Here is a 16,359-nt window from a genome sequence, read left to right on the forward strand (position 1 = left end):
AATTGGGGCGGGAGCGCGGCATTGCCAAGCGTCCACGAGCCCCTGCCCGCCTGCTGGCGCGAGATGGTGGGCAGCACCAACAGGTTAGGCGCGGCCCGGTTTTTCAGGTAGGAGGAGGGCCGCCAAACCTGGGCCATGCCTAGGGGTAAGCCGCGCGCCACTCCTGCTGGGTCGTAGCTTCTGCGTAGCTTGGGAGGCATTTAATCAGCCCGCACATGAGCGAAGAAGAAAAAGAGTCGGCCTTACGCTATTTCCGCACGCTACTCGCCACGGAGCAGGATGCCGCCAGCTGGCAAAATATAGTGAGCACGGCACTTGAGGCCGAGAACCGCGTCGATAGCCCCTTCCAATTTATGGTGGTTAGCTCGGAAATGAGCGACCTGGCCAATGCGCACCTGGAGATGGCGGCCAAGGTTCGGCGGGCCATAGCCTACATAGAGGCTACCCCGGCCGCGGTGCTGACGCACGAGGCGATTCAGACGGTAATGGACCACTAGCGGGGCCCGCGCCAGGCAAGCAAAGCAGCTCGGTTTATTGGCGAACTACCTTGCCGCCGTGTGCCTGCCGGTTGCTAGGCCGCCAAGCTTCCAGCAGCTTAAAAGCGTAGCGCTAGGGCAAGCATGCTGGCCGCGAGCCCTAGGGTCAATACGCGCCATTAACGCGCGTATTGAGGTGACTGGGCGCCCCTACGGGTGTGCTTCCAGGCGCAACCTGCCACGCGATGAAAAAAGCGTCGCTATAAATAACGAAGGTTTTTTGCGGCTGTTGGCCAGGCTTTTTGGGCTGGTGGAGGTAGGGCTAGCGAGTAGTAGCCTGGCGCGCTAAGCGTCGGCGCACATCGTCGTGCTGGCGGTAGCAATTCATTTCGGCGGAATAAGGACCGGTATTCCAGAAAGGATTAAAGGCTTCCAGGCTGGTGCGCAACTGGCTAAACTCTTTCTCCTGGGCTACGCTCAGCAAAATAACCGTCGAATCGGCTTGCAGGGCGGCGTAGCGGCCAGCCAGCAGCTGCTCAAGGGCCTGAATCTCAGTGCCGCCCTTATCGGGCTTGGGCAGCTTGCCCGTGGGGGTGCGCTTTTGCGGAATGGCGTGGGTGCCGAAGGTAGCCGGCACCACAAACAGCGTTTCTTTTTGCCGGCGGTTGTTGGCGGCCGAGCCGACCGCCATGCTGGTACCAATGCCAGCGAGGCGCACCAAGGGCGCGAGCTGCGCCTGCGCCCGGAAGCCAAGCACGAGTAACAGCGGGAGTACGGCGTGTTTCATAACCAAAGTTATGGTTCAGCTTGCTGTCTTTCGGCAACGAATCCCTTGAAATACTGAGCGCCTTACGGCGGGCCGCCCCCAACCAGAGTACCGCGGCATGCAACTGGCTGTTTGCTGCTCGCGCGCTACCCTAGCTCCGCAGCCAGTCAGGCCCTAAGCTGGAGCGCTGCGCTAACTATGGGTGTTAACGAAGCAGTAGAAATAATAGCAGCCTAACTAATTTTCTACTGGTTGAAGTTGAGGTGGTTGATGGTGGCACCGGACTTGATGCGGGGCTGCAGCGGGCCACGCACACGTCCTTTTGGCGCGGGCGAAGCCTAGGTGGGGCCGGGCTACCAGGCGTGCTGCTACAGCTCTTCCCAGGTGAGGTGGCACTCCTTAGCCCTATGGGCAGGCCCGCGTGTCGCTCGCAGCCTGGCGCACCGGCCGCCTATCCCCCCAAGGTAGATGACGCGGTGGCCAGTGGCAGCGGCAACGCTGTGCAGGAAGAAGCGCATCTCGGGCTCGGGTATAAGTACAAGGAGAGTAGCTGGTAGAACAGGCCGGCCCAGTTAGCACCGGGTGCTAGCACTATCAACGCGGCGGGCTCGCTTACGTAAGGTAGAGCTTATAGACGAGCTAGTCCCTATGCACCACATCATCTACCTGAGCCAGGCGACTATCCCCTTCAATGAGGCGCAGTTGCAGCACCTGCTCACGCAGGCCCGCGACTTCAACCAGATGCACCAGGTGACGGGCATGCTGCTCTACGGCAACGACCAATTTTTTCAGGTGCTGGAGGGAGAAAAGGCCACGGTGCAGCTCCTGTACGCGCACATCAGCCAGGACCCGCGGCACCGCGATGTCATCACCTACGCGGACAAAGCCATTCCCAAGCGGGCGTTTATGGACTGGAGCATGGCTTTTCAGGCTCTGCCACCGCAGCAGCTGATTGAATTTGCAGGCTACATCTCGCCGGCCGAGGTTCAGCTAGAGCGCACCAACCTCGGCCAAGCCGACACGCTGCTGCTGCAATTGCTACGCTCGTTTGTACTGCCCGAGGGTAGCTAAGCCCCGCGTAGGCAGCTATTGGGCCGGGGCTTGGGGCTAAGCAGCGGGGGTAAGACCAGTTGGAGATTTAGGAAAGTTTGGCGGGCGAGGCTTCCCCCGGCACTCGGCTGGCTGGGTAGCTTTGCAGTCTGATGAGCCCCTCCACTATCTACTTTCAAAGTGCCGCCGGCCTGGTCCTGGAACATACCCTTGACCGCTACGCCGAACTACGCTACCTGCCCAGTAAGCGCCAGCCCGGCGAGCTGGCGACCCTGCTCACCCAGCTCGGGCGGCTACTGCTGGCGCGGGGCTGGCACAAATTTCTGTCAGACAATCGGCAGATGACGCCTTACTCGGCCGACGAAAAGCAATGGTTCACCAGCCAGTGGCTGCCGGGCCTGGTGCCCCGGCCCAACCCGCTGACGGGCGTCGTCATCCTTCCCGAGCAGGTAGTGGCTCGCCTGTCCTTTTTAGAAATGTCGATGAAGGCGGGCGGGGGCTCCCTGCGCTACCGCACGTTTCACGAGCTTGACGAAGCGCTAGCCTACCTGGTAGCCACCGAGTAGCAGGGAAGTTGGGCGGCGCTGGTTGGCGGCCCTAGGCCCACGGTGAGGCATAGCAGCCCCCAGCTGCCTGCTTATGCAAGTCCTTGGCTTTATTTGGCCCGAGTCCGTGTCTTATCCGGGCTTATTGCGCGCAGCAGCTAGGTGGCAGCTTTCTGTACTACCTCAGCTAGTTGGCCAGCTACCGGCTGTCACACGCGGCGAGGCCTAGTACTTTAGCAAGATGAAGTAGGTATTTACCCATTATATCCAGCGGGTAACCATGTCTCTTTTAAAGGGAAATTGTCCTACGTCGGCCGCCACCGGGCATCGTAGGTTTGAGCTTGTCAAGGCGCTGGTACGCTTCCTACTGCTGACGCCTCGTAGGCGCTGAACTAAAAGAATTTAGCTGCCCCTATTTGCCCCGTGCCAGCCCGCCTGGCTACAGCCGTTCCGCTCTTTTTTGGCACAAGCCCGCTTGCGCCGTCTTTTCTCCCACCCTTTTCCACATTTATCATGCTTATCGGAACCGTCCGAGCCGCGCGGCCCTTGGCCCTATTCGGCACCCTGCTCACCCTATTCTTCGCCGCCTGCCAGCAAAAAGAAGACTTGCCTACCCCCGCCAGCACGCAAGCGTCCACGGATGCGGTAGGCGTAACGGGCACGAAAACCGTTTGCTACGTGGAGGTTAATAACAACAACTTCAACAACATCGCCAAGTACTCGCTCTCATCAGGCCAGCCCTTGTTCGACATCGGTATCATTTTCGCGGCCAACATCAACTACAACACGTCGACGCAGAAAGCGACGCTGTTTTTTAACTCGCAGGTCACCAACGTACTAAACAACCGGGCCACTTACATCCAGCCGGTGCAGGCGCGGGGCACGAAGGTGCTTTTGTCTATTTTGGGCAACCACCAGGGCGCCGGCATCAGCAATTTCCCCAGTCAGGCGGCGGCCCAAGATTTTGCCCAGCAGCTAGCCAATGCGGTGAACACCTACGGGCTGGATGGCATTGACTTCGACGACGAGTACGCCGACTACGGCACTAATGGCACGGGGCAGCCCAACAACTCCTCGTTCGTGTACTTGGTGAGTGCCCTGCGGAATCTGCTACCGAACAAGATTATCTCGTTCTACTTCTACGGGCCGGCCTCCAGCCGCTTGTCCTACAACGGGGTGACGGTGGGCTCGAAGGTGAACTACAGCTGGAATGCCGTGTACGGGACCTACTCGGTGCCCAACGTACCAGGCTTGGCCAAGGCGAACCTAGGGCCGGCGGCCGTGCAAATCACGGCTACCTCTTCTGCGACGGCCGCCACGCTAGCCACCCGGACTAAAACCGACGGCTACGGTATTTACCTCACCTACGACCTGCCCAACACCAACTCCGCCTCCTACCTGTCGAGCATTTCTAACGTCCTGTACGGAAAGGCTACTACGTATATGCCCTGAGGCCAGCGCCTACGGCGTAGCTACTCTAAGGTAAGCTAGCTGCTAGCCTGGCCCGGTTAGTAAAGCCCCGCGATGAGCGGGGCTTTTTTTTTGAGTGTTCCGAACCGGGCTTTTTGGGCTGGCGAAGGGCCTAGGGTGGGGGCTGCCAGGCCAAGCGCACTGAAGGTCACTAATTTTACGTAGCTTGAATTCATGAAGCATTTCCTACTCGCGGCCGGGCTGCTGGGTCTGTTGGCCAACTGCTCACGAAATGGGGACGAGCCGGCGCCAATCCCTGCCCCGCTGCTAGCTGGGCACTGGGTAGCCGATGCGGTGTACAGCAAGCCGATAACCGATTACGGTAATATCTACCTGCGGCAACTGGCCTCCAGCGGGAAAGTGGAGCTAGACGGCACCATCCTTACCGTTTCCCCAGCGGCTTTTTTGGGAGGGGCTGCTACCGCCTCGGCCAGTACTAGCTACTCGCTGCAACTGCCCCTGCTTAGCTATGCCTCCCAGGCGAGCGGCGCCGGGGCGGTCGATTCTTTTTTGCACGTAACGGCCACGTCTTTCGTCTGGCATCACTACCAGTACGCGCCTAACCCAAGTGCGCCGGCTTATTACCCCGGCGACCTGGTTTTCGCTACGTTCCACCGCTAGTCGCCCCGTGCGATGCCTGCTACTCGCCGCCGGACTGTGGGACCAGGAAGGAGTCCCAAAAAAGCCCCGCCGGGAAGGGCGGGGCTTTCGGGCAGGGCGAAGGGGAAAGTGGTAGAAAAGCTCCTTTACCGGCTGCTTAGCCGGAAGCCCTAGTTTTTGGGCTTGTGGGCTTTGACGGTGCTCGTAGTGCCCGAGGGGGTCGTACCAACGGGCTTGCCGGTCGCGTCCACGGGGTTGTTCGAGGTCGCCGCATCCGGGGTGCCCGCCGTGCTCGAGCGGTTGGGCGCCATGCTGCCCGAGTTGCCCGGGGTGGCTTTGCTGGCTGGGCGCTTACCCATGCGAGCGGTACCGGTGGGGGTGGTCTGCGCCTGGGTGGTAAAGCTCAGCATACCCGCAACGCCCAAGGCTGCCAAAAGTGTCTTACGCATAGGAATTTACTAAAAAGCTCGTGGAAAGGAGAAAGCTATCCTACGCAAGGCAGTAGCAAGAGTTTGCGAGGAGCGGCAGGGCGCGGCGGTGATTGCTGGCCGGGCTCTTTGGGCCTAGCGGTTGGTGGACTTGCGTGGGGCCCTAGGGCCCGCTACCGTGGAAATTGGTAGCTCACGTAAAGCTGCAAGGCGCGGTTGCGCACCGCTGAACCGGAGAAATTATTGTTGACCGCGTTTAGCAAGCCTCCATTGTAGCGCAAACCCAGGCCAGGCCCGCCCGGCACTTGGTAGCCAATGCCGGCGACGTAGCCCAAGTCTACGCGGTGAAAATAGTCGCTCACGGTTTGGTCGCCCGCGCCGGCACCGGGGCCCGGCCCCTCGTAGTGGCCGCGGGCGAGCAGCAGCAGGCCCAGCTGCGGACCCGCTTCTAAGTAGGCATTGCCGACGTGCAGGCGGGCCACTACGGGTAGGTCGAGGTAGTGCAGGCGCTGGCGATTGTCATAGTGCGTGGAACCGACAACCACCTCGTCGCGCGTGCCCTTTTGCGAATAGAGTAGCTCGGCTTGCAAGGCAAAAGTTCGAGTAAACGTACGAGTAGCCGTCACGCCAGCGTGGAAGCCACACAGGTCACGGTTACTTGCTAAACTTCGGTTGGTGAGGCTGGTGAGCGAGGCCCCGCCCTTGAGGCCAACAGCCAGGCTAGGAGTAGCCTGCTGGGCCTGGGCCGCCAGCGGAGCGGCGGCGAGCAGCGCCAGCGGAAAAGGTAATAGATTACGCATGAACAAGATGAAGCCTAGCTGAACGCTCTAAAGCTACGCCCGCCACCCAACTTCTCAAGCCCTAGGCCAGGTACTTCACTAGTAAACCCGCTACCGCAGTGAGGGCAAAAAGCAATAGGGCGAAGCGGTCGGCTTGTCGGCACTGGGGCGAGCGTGGAGCAGTGTCGGCTACAGGGGCGAAGGGCGTGAAGAGCATGGCAAGTAGGCAAAAAGTGGTACGGGGTGCGGTAGTTATCGCTCGCCTGGCTGGTGCGTTACACCAAACAAGGCGGGGGGTTCAGGGAGAGCACGGCAGCTACCAAGCAGCCAGCGGCGCTATTTTCGGGCCGCCTCTCCCCTACCCGCAACGACGTGCTCGCCTCCAACCCGCTGTTTGGAGTGCTGGCTATCTCGCTGGTTGCGGAGAGCATGGATTACTAGTTAAGTGGAGAACGCTCGTGCAACCCTTAGCCTATTTGGTCGGTCAACCCTACTACTCCCTTTTCCCCATGCGCAAGCACTTACTCGCCCTCGCTTTCCTAACCAGCTTACTCGCTGGCTGTAAACGCGATAATCCGGCCCCACTACCCCCTCCACTCTACGGCAGCACCTGGAGCCTGACCACGCGCACCGTGGTGGCTACGGGCCCGAGTGGCACGCCAACCACGACCACCTCTAGCATTGCGAGCGGCGCGTTCAGCATCGTGTATCCCGGTGATGGAACGTACCGCTTGATGACCGGCGGAGCTACGGCCACAGGTAAGTGCGACTACGATGGTAAAACCATCACTATCTACAACACCGTGGGAGCCAGCCAGACCCGCGTCATGACCATCAAAAGTCTGACGGACACGCAGCTGGTAACGGAAGAGAAAACGCAGGACGCGACAACCTACTACACTTCTACTGACACATACACGCGACTGTGAAAAGCAGTGCGCTAGTACCCAGGGCCCCGGCTACGCTAGCCGAGGCTTTTTCATACCTTATTGGCCGGGCTCTTTGGGCTTGCGTGGGGCCCTAGGGGTGGGAGGCGCAGTCCTGCCCGAGGCCTTCGCCGCCGGCCAGTAGTGATACACTGCGCCGCTTACTGGCTGGCACCTAGTACTCCTATCCCGTATTCCTCCTAAGCTAATAGCCACCCACGAAGTCTGCTGCCGACTACCTGGCCGCCGCAAAAGCTAAGATTACTAAGGTGACGCCTAGGCCAGGTGCAGCAGATTTTCTATCGGGCAATGCGTCAAGTAGTAGCATCGCTAGCACCACGGCTTCTTTGTGGGCTGCGACGCGCCGGCATGCCCGATGACACTCAGCGAAACCCGCCCCCACGATACCCACAAGCAGGTGGCCGAGACCTGGAGTACACGGGCCCAGGGCTAGGCCACGATGATAAATACGGCGATGGCTACAACGACCACGATGGCCAGAAAGACGCCGAGGGCGGCCCAGCTCTTCTTCTTGGACTTACCCCGAAACAGATTCGAGAGCCCCCATACCAACCCAACGAGCAGGGCCGCCCCGCCTATTAGCGCCAGCGCGAGATATTGTAAGCTAGGACCCCACGAATCACTGATTTTAAGTAGCATAGGCCAAATGTAAGCCCCGCTAGTATCATCCTCCTGCAGCTGCTCCCAACTATCGACTAGCCTAGGGTCATCTCGCTTGCCGAACTGCGCTACTACTATAGCGTACCTGGCTTTGAGTCAACAGCGAATGGTTTGCGTCCCTCCTGGCGCACCGCTTCGAAGAACTTATGGTCTAAGTCTCGATTGCGCCTACTCGTACGCTTTTTGGGCTTCCAGAGCCCTAGGGTAAGCACCCGCTTGGCCGCCTCTACGAAGTTCATAGTGACTAGGTATAAATACGTGTAGCACCTCTCATACGCGACTCAACCCTCCAGGTTATCTTCACGTTTTCCACTCCTTACGCAACCTAACGCTTCGCCCCACGCCGCCCTACAGCCATGACAGCAGCATCAATTCCACCAGCCCCAGCCCAAGCGCAAACCCAATGAGGCGCCGGCCCCGACGCAGGTGCTGCTGCTCCGGGCCAACCGAATAGGCGAAGGCCCGCGGCAGCAGGTACAGTAGCCCGCCTCCTACTAGCCAGCGCAACGACAGCAAACAGGTAGGAGGTAAGCCGCGCAGTAACGAATGTAATTGACTCATCAAATTAAGCTCAGCTCTACAACGTGCTACGCTATCGGTTCCAACTATTATGCCAACGTCCCCACCCGTCCCTTAAAAGTCTGGTGAACTCAGCTACGGCGTGGTGGCGTACACCAACGGCCGCGTCTGCTTGTGCTTCAGCCTACTTCCTCTTAATACCCCTCTCAGATTGCCCGCTACCGCAACGGCCAGACCCACCGCAGCGACCACAACCGCCGCACTCTACTTGGCAAAGCGGCCCCCAGTACCATTGGCGGCCGCTAGCTGCTTCCCATCGAGGCCGTCATAGCAGGTGCGCAGCCGCTTTACGACGACCGCGGCCACAAGCACTTCGACGCCACCGCGCTCGCCAGCAGTACGCAGGAAGTTTCAGGTTATACAGAAGCAGGTAAAGCGCACACTAGCTCAACTTGCCACGCAGTATCCCGTAAGCCAGAGCAAGCGGCAGCGCCTCCCTTTTCATCCTCCCTTTTTCCTTTTCCTCAATATGGCTACCGCCGCAATTCTCGCCCACCTCGATTCCACTATTCATTCGCTTGACCAAGGCCTGGCCCACGCCAAGCCCGGCGCCGTCCGCAGCATCAACAGCTGGGTAGAAACCCTCTCGGGGGCAGGCGTCCCCGCCCTAGGCACCCTGGCTGAGGAGCTGAAGCATTTGGAAGACCTACTTGCCAGCGATAAGGCGACCACCCCGCAACTCAAAAAGGCGCTCACCTCCATTGGCAAGCACACCAGCGCCGCCGCCGCTAGTGCCGAAGGGGCGTCCGTGGACAAAATCAAGCAAATCGGCCACCTGTTGACCGAAGCGGCGGCTAGCCTGCACTAAACGGCAGCTTTCGCACAGTAACCTTGCCCCGGTAACCAAATAGGTTGCCGGGGCCTTTTTCATTATCCCTCTCCAGCCTAGCTTATTCGCCCATTTTCCTACCAGAGCCAAGTTACACTTGCTAACTTTTATATATGCTTTATTAATTAGCCTTTATATCTTTTTGTTGTTAAGCTTAACCTATTGTATTGTTAGCCTTCTCTTGCTGCTAATTCTCGCTCGCTTGACTGCTCCCTGTTTGTTTCAGCTCAACCTACTCAGCATACCTCATATCAATTAAAATGCTGCTATATCGGCACTAATGCATAGTGCCGCGCATTAAACTACTCAGCCAGCGGTAGCAATACCGAGGCTAAGTTTGTTTTCATAGCTCAGAAAGGCCCGCTGGTTTCTAGGGGGCCTTTTCAATTATCAGCCAATCCAATGAGGTAAGCTTAGTCGTAGGTCGGACACTAGTTGCTTTCCGTGCTCTGTTAAACAAACTCCGAAGCCCCGGCCGGTTGGTCGGGGCTTTTACTAAAGCCCTACTATAACGTACTAATACCTAGCACGCATTAGAACTAATACTCTTGCTGGCATTAAAACCCAGTCGGTTTCCGACTGGGTTTTTCTTTGTGGCCACGGGCTTCTACGCCTTCTGCCTGCTCTCGTCCGTGGCGCAGCTGCACTGGGTGCTCAAGCACGGCACTTTCTTGGTTCGTCGCGGGGAAAGCCAAGGCAGCATGAATCTCTGCCACTGCGCCAACGAGGAGCACGGCTTCTTGGTGGAGGTACGCCTTACGTGCAACTGCCAGCAGGCTAACTTTTAGCTCAACTGGTCGGTTATCCAGGCGCTTACCCTTTTCTCTAGTCTATGTCGCACGCCTTTGACCCGGCGCACCACGTACTAGCGGTACGTGTCGCCTTTCACCAGCCCGTGTTAGAGTCGGGTTGGACGGGTTCTTTCCAGGTAGCTGGCCAACCTACCGACACCACTCACACCCAGGTGCTGGAGCGCAACGCGAAGGTCTTCAGCTTTCTCTCACCGGACCGCCACGATTTGCCCATTCGCGAGCGCATTGCCCTCAACCACGGTCAGCTTACGTTCGGCTACTTACCCCACCCGCCCCCGCACAACAGCCGGGGCCGGTTTCTGGACATGGCGGAGCGTGCGTAAGTGCTAGCGGGTAGGAGCCATTACCTGTTTAAACAGCAGAGCAGGGAGCAAAGAAAAGCTGCTTATTCGTAAGCACACGCGATGCCGATAGCTTCTGCCTGCGCGCGCAGCTCGGCGGCTACTTTATCAGGCAGTTCCAGGGTTTGCGGCTGCTGGGCCAGTACGTGCTGAATCAGTACGCGGGCCCTGGCTACACGCAAGCCGCCCAAGTGGCAGAGTAGTAAAATAAAGCGCTCCTGGCTCTTGCAAGTTTCCCAGCTGTGAAAGGTCAGCTTCTTCATAGCACAAAGTAAAGCTTCGCGGGTGAGCAGCGCTCCACTTTTCAAACTCCGCCGCATTCAGCACCAGACGCTACAGCACGGGCGGTAAGCCTGACCAGCGCACACCAGCTTCCGCATCAGCTATCAACACCAGTACACTGGCCGGCTCGTGAAATAAACTCACCAACGACGTGCAGAGCTTCTTTGCGTCGGGTACAGCCGGCTCAGCGCTGAAGTGGTTGGTAGACGCGACCCGAACACTTTACAGTAGCACCATCGGGGCCGACATTCGGGCTATCGGCGACGGCACCTAGTACCTGAAAGAAAAGGCGGGGCTAACTGATAAGCTCCTAGTAGACTAAGCCGCTGGCACCCATGGTTTCGGGAATTTAGGCCCTAGTTAGGTGCGAAACTGGGTGCAATAACTAAAAAAGGCCCCTAGGGGTATCCTAGGGGCCTTTCAGCGGAGAAGGGGGGATTCGAACCCCCGGTAGCCTTTAGAGCTACGGCAGTTTAGCAAACTACTGGTTTCAGCCACTCACCCACTTCTCCGAGAGTGGATTTACTGCGGACCAATTGGCCTTAGCGGCTGCAAATATACGGCGAGGACTGGAATATCGGCACGTGCGGGGCGACAAAGTTTCGAGCTTTACCCAAGGGCTTGATTGCCAGCCATCGGGTGGCGCCCCCTTCTCCCGGGGTGGCCCGCCCTGGTGGTAGCCGCAGCTGAAACCTAGCTTTGCAGGGGCGCACGCACGGGGCTCCGCCACGCGCTCGTTTGTCCGTTTTCCTTCTTTAAGCACTATTTGCCAGCTACCGCGTGATTTCCTGGGCTTATCCTGACTTTGGGCCGGCCGCGCTGGGCCTAGGGCTGCTGCTACTACTGCTGGTGCTGCAAGTGGCGCGCACCCGGCGGCTGGGGCAGCGGCTGGGCCTAGGCGCCGGCCGGCTGGCCTGGAAGCTGCCGCTGCGCCTGGTGGCCGGAGGCCTGCTGCTGCTAGCTTGGCTGGGGCCGGCGCTGGGCGTGCGGCAGCAAGCCATTCGTACCAGCGGGCAAGATGTGTGGCTGCTGGTCGATGTATCGCGCTCGATGGATGCGGCCGACGTGGCCCCCACACGCCTGCTGCGCACCCAGGCCGCCCTAACCGAGCTGGTGGCCGCCTTCCCGGCCGACCGCCTGGGGCTGGTGGTGTTTGGCGCCGAGGCCTTCGTGCAGTGCCCCCTCACCTACGACCAGCCCGCTCTGCAAACGTTTATCAACACGCTCAGCACCCGGCTGGTGCCGCCCGGCCCCACCACGCTGCGCGCGCCGCTGCAGCTGCTACTGGCACGCCTCAGCACGCCCCCTGCCGGCGTGGCCCCGCGCGCCGTAGCCGCCGTAGTGCTGAGCGACGGCGAGGACTTTGGCGAGAACCTGGAGCCGGTGCTGCAGGCCCTCGGGCGCACCGGGGCGCGGGTGTATACGGTGGGGGTAGGCACCGCCCAGGGCGCCCCGGTGCCGGCGCCGGGCAACAAAAAGGCCCTGCTCAATGCCAAGGGCCGGCCTGTAATTAGCCACCTGGGCGAGGCCCCGCTGCTGCAGGTAGCCGCCCAAACCGGGGGCCAGTACGTGCCGCTCAACAACCGCGAAAACGGCCTGCCCACCCTGCTGGCCGACTTGCGCACGCTCCCTCCGGCCGCCAATGCGGCCGCTACCCGCACCGTGGCCGTGGCCGATAACCGCTACCGCTACCCGCTGGGTATAGCCCTGGCCTTGTTGCTGCTTGATAGCCTGCTAACCGTGCGCGTGCTGCGCCTCGACTCATGAAAACCTGGCTGCTGACCCTGCTGCTGCTGAGCCTGGGGCTGCCCGGCTGGCGCTGGCTGCTGCGGGTGCGCGAGCACAACGCGGCCCAGCTGCAGGGCCTGGCCGCCGCCGCCCGCGGCCAAGCCCCCGAGGCGGCTTACTACTTTGGGCAGGCCGTGGTGCTGGCCGGCCGGGGTGGCCCCACCCCCGCCCTGCTGCTGAGCCAGGCGCAGGCGCAGGCGCGGGCGGGCCAGTTGCCCCAGGCCCGCGCCACCTACGCCCGCTTGCTGGGCCCGGCCGTGCCTAGGGCCCTAGGCAGCGCGGCGCGGCAGCAGCTGGCGGTGCTGCTGGCCCGGCAGGGGCAGGCGGCCCAGGCCACGGGCCTGCTGCGCCAAGCCCTGCGGCTGAACCCGAGCAACTTGGCAGCCCGCTACGACTACGAAGTGCTGACCCGCTATCTGGCCGAGCAGCAGCCCCCGCCGCCGTCTGCCGATTCGCCAGCGCCTAAGCCGCCTAGCAACCGGCCCGACTCGGCGGCCAGTGGGGGCAAGTCGCCCAGCCAGCAGCCCACCGGCCAGCCGGGCGCCGCCCCTAACGCTACCCGCCCCGAATCTGCCAGCGGCGGCTCGGCCCGCGCCCCCCAACCGGCCGCCGAGGGCCAGCCCAACCGCCAGCAGCCCACCCCAGGAGCTGGAAGCCAGGCTAACGGCAACTTCCGGCCGGGGGCCGGCCCCGAGCGGCCATTGCCCACTGGCAGCAGCAGTGGCTCGCAGCGCGGCCTGGGCGGCAGCGGCACCAAGCCCAGCGAACACCGCCAGGGCGCTGGCACCGACGCTGCCACCGACGCCGACGCCCAGCTGCAAACCCAGCGCGAGCGCTTGAAAGCCATGAACTTATCGCCCGCCCAGGCCCAGCAGCTGCTTGATGCGCTACGGGCCGGCGAGCAGCAGTACTTGCAGCAGCGCCCTCGGGTGCGGCAAGGCGCGGCCCCGGCGCCGGGCACGCCCACCTGGTAGCGGCCGGCGCGGCCAAGCCAGCACTCGGGCAGGCCAGGTGGGCCCTAGGGGCGGCCGGCGCGGCAACTGCTTGGGGAGGCCGAATGGGCCAGGCTGGCGTTGGGCTAGGACCAGGGCCTAGGACGTACTTTTGCGCTGGCAAACGGCTGTTTGTTGGTGTACTCCTAAATTCCCCCGCCGCCTGAGCTACGAGCTAGCGCTGAGTGGTATGGCTTTCTCTCCCACCCCTGGTATATGCAAGTAAAAGAAGTAGTTATCGTGGCGGCCGTGCGCACGCCGATTGGCTCGTTTGGCGGCGCGCTGGCCTCGCTCACGGCCGTTGAGCTGGGCGCCATAGCCGTGAAGGGCGCCCTCGAAAAAGCCGGCGTGGACCCCGCCGAGGTGCAGCAGGTGATTATGGGCAACGTGATTTCGGCCAACCTGGGGCAGGCACCCGCCCGGCAGGTGGCGCGCAAGGCCGGCTTGCCCGATACGGTGGAATGCACGCTCGTGAACAAGGTGTGCGCCTCGGGCTCGAAGGCGATTATGCTGGCGGCCCAGGCCATTATGCTGGGCCAGGCCGAGGTAGTGCTGGCCGGCGGCATGGAGAGCATGAGCAACGTGCCCTACTACCTCGACAAAACCCGCTTCGGCATGAAGTACGGCGACGGCAAGCTCATTGACGGCCTGCAAAAAGACGGCCTCTGGGACCCCTACGGCGACTTTGCGATGGGCAACATTGCCGACGCCACGGCCAAGCACTACGGCATCACGCGCGAGGAGCAGGACGCCTTTGCCAAGCAGAGCTACGAGCGCAGCGCCGCCGCCGCCCAGGCCGGCAAGAAGAACAACGAGATTGTGCCCGTGACGGTATCGGTGCGCGGTAAGGACACCGTGGTGAGCGACGACGAGGAGTACAGCAAGGTGCAGTTCGACAAGATGCTGACCCTGAAGCCAAGCTTCGGCAAGGAGGGCACCGTGACGGCCGCCAACGCTTCGACCCTCAACGACGGGGCCGCCGCCGTGCTGCTGATGAGCCGCGAGAAAGCCGAGGCCCTCGGGGTGAAACCGCTGGCTTTGGTGCGCGGCTTCGCCGATGCCGAGCAGGCGCCGGAGTGGTTCACGACCACGCCCTCGCTGGCTATTCCGAAAGCGCTGAAGCACGCGGGCGTGGACGCTAAGGACGTTGACTTCTACGAGATTAACGAGGCCTTCTCGGTAGTATCCTTGGTGAACAACCGGCTGCTGGAGTTGGAGGGCGACAAGGTGAACGTGTACGGCGGGGCCGTGAGCCTGGGCCACCCCCTAGGGGCCTCGGGCGCCCGCATCGTGACCACGCTGCTGGCCGTCATGGAAAATGAGGGCGGCAAAATCGGCGTGACGGGCATCTGCAACGGCGGCGGCGGCGCCAGCTCCATCGTGCTGGAGAAGCTGTAGCCTCTAGCTGCATAAAACAGGCGGTCATGCGGAGCCTGCCGAAGCATCTCTACTGAACCATACGGCGTGGTAGAGATGCTTCGGCAGGCTCCGCATGACCGCCTTTTATTTTTATATTTTAGCATTATCCCCTGAATCAGCAGTACGTTAGCGGCCTCACTCACCTTCACGTTCTGCTATATGAGACGAACAACGACCTACTTGCCACTGCTGGCGGCGGGCTTGCTGCTGGGGGCTTGCAGCCGCCCGGCCGCTACCGGCACCACTGCCGCCACTACCACGCCGCCCGCCAGCACGGCGGCGCCGGCATCCGCCACCACGCCAGCGGCGCCGGCTTTTTCCATTCCGGTCGAGTACTACACGCTGCCGAATGGGCTGCGGGTGGTACTCTCGCCCGACCATACGGCGCCCACGGCCACGGTGGCGGTGTACTACAACGTGGGCTTCCGCAACGAGCCGCGCGACCGCACGGGCTACGCGCATTTATTTGAGCACCTGATGTTTCAGGGCTCGCAGAACCTGGGCAAGCTGGAGTTCATCAATCTGATTCAGAAGAACGGCGGGGTGCTGAACGGCTCGACGCGCTTCGACTTCACCAACTACTTCGAGACGGTGCCTTCTAACAAGCTCGAAACCATGCTCTGGGCCGAGGCCGACCGCATGCGCGGCACGGCCCTGACGCCCGCCAGCCTGGCCAACCAGCAGGGCGTGGTGAAGAGCGAGGTGCGCGTGAACGTGCTCAACCAGCCCTACGGCGGTTTCCCGTGGCTCGATATGCCGCAGAAAGCCAACAAGAACTGGAACAACGCCCACAACTTTTACGGCGACCTGGCCGACCTCGACGCGGCCACGCTGCAGGATGCCCTAGGGTTTTTCAAGACCTACTACACGCCCAGCAACGCGGCGCTGGCCGTGGTGGGCGACTTCGAGCCGGCCGAAGCCAAAGCCATGGTAGAGAAGTATTTTGCCCACATCCCGAGCGCCCCCAGGCCTGCCAAACCCGACCTGACCGAGCCGCGCCAGGAACAGGAGCAGCGCTTCACGAAGGACGACAAGCTGGCCAACAAGCCGGCCCTGGCCTTCGCCTACCACATGCCCGACCGCAACACGCCCGCCTACTACGCCATGATTTTGCTCGACCAGCTGCTGCTGCAAGGCAAGGACAGCCGCCTTTATCAGGCGCTAGTGCAGAAGCGCGGCTACACCGACGACGTGAGCGGCGGCATCAACTACCTGGGCAACGCCTACAACTACAGCGGCCCCATGCTGTGGATGGGCAACCTGACCTACGACAGCTCGGTGAGTGCCGACTCGGTGCTGGGCGCTGTTAACCAAACGATTGGGCGCTTGCAGCAGCAGGGTGTGAGCCAGGCCGACCTCGACCTGGCGCTGGTGAAGCTGCGCAGCTCGCTCTACGACAACCTACAAAGCGGCTTCGGCCGGGCCGATTTGCTGGCCGCCTTCGCGCTGTTCGACAACGACCCCGCCCGCATCAACACCTTGGAGGCCGAGTTTCGGAAGGTGACGCCGGCCCTGATGCAGCAAACCGTGCGCGACTACCTGCGGCCCACCAACCGCACCATCCTCATCGTCAACCCGCTGGCTAAAAGCTAATTC

20 protein-coding genes and 1 tRNA gene are annotated in these 16,359 nt (G+C 61.5%); 14 read left to right on the forward strand and 7 right to left on the reverse strand.

Annotation, left to right across the window (positions count from 1 at the left end; genetic code table 11):
• Positions 1–215: 215 nt before the first annotated feature.
• Positions 216–497: a hypothetical protein gene (locus HHL22_RS07995; RefSeq protein ID WP_169530396.1), complete on the forward strand. Its 282-nt coding sequence runs from the start codon at positions 216–218 to the stop codon at positions 495–497.
• A gap of 301 nt (positions 498–798) precedes the next feature.
• Here HHL22_RS07995 and HHL22_RS08000 read toward each other — a convergent pair whose 3' ends face one another.
• Complete coding sequence (locus HHL22_RS08000) at positions 799–1,263, reverse strand: hypothetical protein (RefSeq protein ID WP_169530397.1); 465 nt, start codon at positions 1,261–1,263, stop codon at positions 799–801.
• Between the two features lie 627 nt (positions 1,264–1,890).
• Here HHL22_RS08000 and HHL22_RS08005 point away from each other — a divergent pair.
• From HHL22_RS08005 to HHL22_RS08020, 4 genes are all read left to right on the forward strand, one after another.
• Positions 1,891–2,313 carry a BLUF domain-containing protein gene (locus tag HHL22_RS08005; RefSeq protein WP_169530398.1) on the forward strand — a complete coding sequence of 141 codons (423 nt, stop codon included), beginning with the start codon at positions 1,891–1,893 and terminating at the stop codon, positions 2,311–2,313.
• A 131-nt stretch (positions 2,314–2,444) separates the two neighbouring features.
• Positions 2,445–2,858: a hypothetical protein gene (locus tag HHL22_RS08010; RefSeq protein ID WP_169530399.1), complete on the forward strand. Its 414-nt coding sequence runs from the start codon at positions 2,445–2,447 to the stop codon at positions 2,856–2,858.
• A gap of 492 nt (positions 2,859–3,350) precedes the next feature.
• A complete protein-coding gene (locus HHL22_RS08015; protein WP_169530400.1) occupies positions 3,351–4,289 on the forward strand; it encodes an endo-beta-N-acetylglucosaminidase H in 939 nt (312 codons plus the stop codon).
• A gap of 192 nt (positions 4,290–4,481) precedes the next feature.
• Entirely contained in the window at positions 4,482–4,928 is a 447-nt protein-coding gene (locus HHL22_RS08020) for a hypothetical protein (protein WP_169530401.1), read from the forward strand.
• A 149-nt stretch (positions 4,929–5,077) separates the two neighbouring features.
• On the opposite strand, the gene HHL22_RS08025 is transcribed toward HHL22_RS08020, so the two are convergent.
• Complete coding sequence (locus tag HHL22_RS08025; RefSeq protein WP_169530402.1) at positions 5,078–5,356, reverse strand: hypothetical protein; 279 nt, start codon at positions 5,354–5,356, stop codon at positions 5,078–5,080.
• Positions 5,357–5,508: 152 nt separating this feature from the next.
• Positions 5,509–6,135, reverse strand: coding sequence for a porin family protein (locus HHL22_RS08030; RefSeq protein WP_169530403.1), 627 nt, complete (start codon positions 6,133–6,135; stop codon positions 5,509–5,511).
• Between the two features lie 249 nt (positions 6,136–6,384).
• Here HHL22_RS08030 and HHL22_RS08035 point away from each other — a divergent pair, with 249 nt between their 5' ends.
• Together HHL22_RS08035 and HHL22_RS08040 are read left to right on the forward strand one after the other, a co-directional pair.
• Positions 6,385–6,555, forward strand: a complete 171-nt coding sequence (locus tag HHL22_RS08035; protein WP_169530404.1) for a hypothetical protein — start codon at positions 6,385–6,387, stop codon at positions 6,553–6,555.
• Between the two features lie 68 nt (positions 6,556–6,623).
• Positions 6,624–7,043, forward strand: coding sequence for a hypothetical protein (locus HHL22_RS08040; RefSeq protein WP_169530405.1), 420 nt, complete (start codon positions 6,624–6,626; stop codon positions 7,041–7,043).
• Positions 7,044–7,490: 447 nt separating this feature from the next.
• Here the strand turns inward: HHL22_RS08040 and HHL22_RS08045 are convergent, their stop codons facing one another.
• Positions 7,491–7,700: a hypothetical protein gene (locus HHL22_RS08045; RefSeq protein WP_169530406.1), complete on the reverse strand. Its 210-nt coding sequence runs from the start codon at positions 7,698–7,700 to the stop codon at positions 7,491–7,493.
• 369 nt (positions 7,701–8,069) lie between these two features.
• A complete protein-coding gene (locus tag HHL22_RS08050; protein ID WP_169530407.1) occupies positions 8,070–8,237 on the reverse strand; it encodes a hypothetical protein in 168 nt (55 codons plus the stop codon).
• Between the two features lie 532 nt (positions 8,238–8,769).
• On the opposite strand from HHL22_RS08050, the gene HHL22_RS08055 reads away from it, so the two are divergent.
• The 3 genes from HHL22_RS08055 to HHL22_RS08065 all read left to right on the forward strand — a co-directional run bounded on the left by HHL22_RS08055 (position 8,770) and on the right by HHL22_RS08065 (position 10,264).
• Positions 8,770–9,108, forward strand: coding sequence for a hypothetical protein (locus HHL22_RS08055; RefSeq protein WP_169530408.1), 339 nt, complete (start codon positions 8,770–8,772; stop codon positions 9,106–9,108).
• Positions 9,109–9,722: 614 nt separating this feature from the next.
• Positions 9,723–9,917, forward strand: coding sequence for a hypothetical protein (locus HHL22_RS08060; protein WP_169530409.1), 195 nt, complete (start codon positions 9,723–9,725; stop codon positions 9,915–9,917).
• A 44-nt stretch (positions 9,918–9,961) separates the two neighbouring features.
• Complete coding sequence (locus HHL22_RS08065) at positions 9,962–10,264, forward strand: hypothetical protein (protein WP_169530410.1); 303 nt, start codon at positions 9,962–9,964, stop codon at positions 10,262–10,264.
• 62 nt (positions 10,265–10,326) lie between these two features.
• On the opposite strand, the gene HHL22_RS08070 is transcribed toward HHL22_RS08065, so the two are convergent.
• Positions 10,327–10,545 carry a hypothetical protein gene (locus tag HHL22_RS08070; protein WP_169530411.1) on the reverse strand — a complete coding sequence of 73 codons (219 nt, stop codon included), beginning with the start codon at positions 10,543–10,545 and terminating at the stop codon, positions 10,327–10,329.
• A gap of 443 nt (positions 10,546–10,988) precedes the next feature.
• Positions 10,989–11,076, reverse strand: a tRNA-Ser gene (locus HHL22_RS08075).
• Positions 11,077–11,344: 268 nt separating this feature from the next.
• On the opposite strand from HHL22_RS08075, the gene HHL22_RS08080 reads away from it, so the two are divergent.
• From HHL22_RS08080 to HHL22_RS08095, 4 genes are all read left to right on the forward strand, one after another.
• A complete protein-coding gene (locus HHL22_RS08080; protein ID WP_169530412.1) occupies positions 11,345–12,331 on the forward strand; it encodes a VWA domain-containing protein in 987 nt (328 codons plus the stop codon).
• A complete protein-coding gene (locus HHL22_RS08085; RefSeq protein ID WP_169530413.1) occupies positions 12,328–13,326 on the forward strand; it encodes a hypothetical protein in 999 nt (332 codons plus the stop codon). The genes HHL22_RS08080 and HHL22_RS08085 overlap by 4 nt, the downstream gene beginning before the upstream one ends.
• Before the next feature lie 234 nt (positions 13,327–13,560).
• Positions 13,561–14,742, forward strand: coding sequence for an acetyl-CoA C-acyltransferase (locus HHL22_RS08090; protein ID WP_169530414.1), 1,182 nt, complete (start codon positions 13,561–13,563; stop codon positions 14,740–14,742).
• 180 nt (positions 14,743–14,922) lie between these two features.
• Complete coding sequence (locus HHL22_RS08095) at positions 14,923–16,356, forward strand: M16 family metallopeptidase (protein WP_169530415.1); 1,434 nt, start codon at positions 14,923–14,925, stop codon at positions 16,354–16,356.
• The last annotated feature ends 3 nt before the right edge of the window (positions 16,357–16,359 follow it).

The sequence above is a fragment of the Hymenobacter polaris genome (genome assembly GCF_012927305.1).
Lineage (GTDB): Bacteria > Bacteroidota > Bacteroidia > Cytophagales > Hymenobacteraceae > Hymenobacter > Hymenobacter polaris.

Coding starts and splice junctions, on each gene's coding strand:
- HHL22_RS07995 (WP_169530396.1), top strand. CDS start 216: ATGAGCGAAGAAGAAAAAGAGTCGGCCTTACGCTATTTCCGCACGCTA.
- HHL22_RS08000 (WP_169530397.1), bottom strand. CDS start 1,263: ATGAAACACGCCGTACTCCCGCTGTTACTCGTGCTTGGCTTCCGGGCG.
- HHL22_RS08005 (WP_169530398.1), top strand. CDS start 1,891: ATGCACCACATCATCTACCTGAGCCAGGCGACTATCCCCTTCAATGAG.
- HHL22_RS08010 (WP_169530399.1), top strand. CDS start 2,445: ATGAGCCCCTCCACTATCTACTTTCAAAGTGCCGCCGGCCTGGTCCTG.
- HHL22_RS08015 (WP_169530400.1), top strand. CDS start 3,351: ATGCTTATCGGAACCGTCCGAGCCGCGCGGCCCTTGGCCCTATTCGGC.
- HHL22_RS08020 (WP_169530401.1), top strand. CDS start 4,482: ATGAAGCATTTCCTACTCGCGGCCGGGCTGCTGGGTCTGTTGGCCAAC.
- HHL22_RS08025 (WP_169530402.1), bottom strand. CDS start 5,356: ATGCGTAAGACACTTTTGGCAGCCTTGGGCGTTGCGGGTATGCTGAGC.
- HHL22_RS08030 (WP_169530403.1), bottom strand. CDS start 6,135: ATGCGTAATCTATTACCTTTTCCGCTGGCGCTGCTCGCCGCCGCTCCG.
- HHL22_RS08040 (WP_169530405.1), top strand. CDS start 6,624: ATGCGCAAGCACTTACTCGCCCTCGCTTTCCTAACCAGCTTACTCGCT.
- HHL22_RS08045 (WP_169530406.1), bottom strand. CDS start 7,700: ATGCTACTTAAAATCAGTGATTCGTGGGGTCCTAGCTTACAATATCTC.
- HHL22_RS08055 (WP_169530408.1), top strand. CDS start 8,770: ATGGCTACCGCCGCAATTCTCGCCCACCTCGATTCCACTATTCATTCG.
- HHL22_RS08065 (WP_169530410.1), top strand. CDS start 9,962: ATGTCGCACGCCTTTGACCCGGCGCACCACGTACTAGCGGTACGTGTC.
- HHL22_RS08070 (WP_169530411.1), bottom strand. CDS start 10,545: ATGAAGAAGCTGACCTTTCACAGCTGGGAAACTTGCAAGAGCCAGGAG.
- HHL22_RS08085 (WP_169530413.1), top strand. CDS start 12,328: ATGAAAACCTGGCTGCTGACCCTGCTGCTGCTGAGCCTGGGGCTGCCC.
- HHL22_RS08090 (WP_169530414.1), top strand. CDS start 13,561: ATGCAAGTAAAAGAAGTAGTTATCGTGGCGGCCGTGCGCACGCCGATT.
- HHL22_RS08095 (WP_169530415.1), top strand. CDS start 14,923: ATGAGACGAACAACGACCTACTTGCCACTGCTGGCGGCGGGCTTGCTG.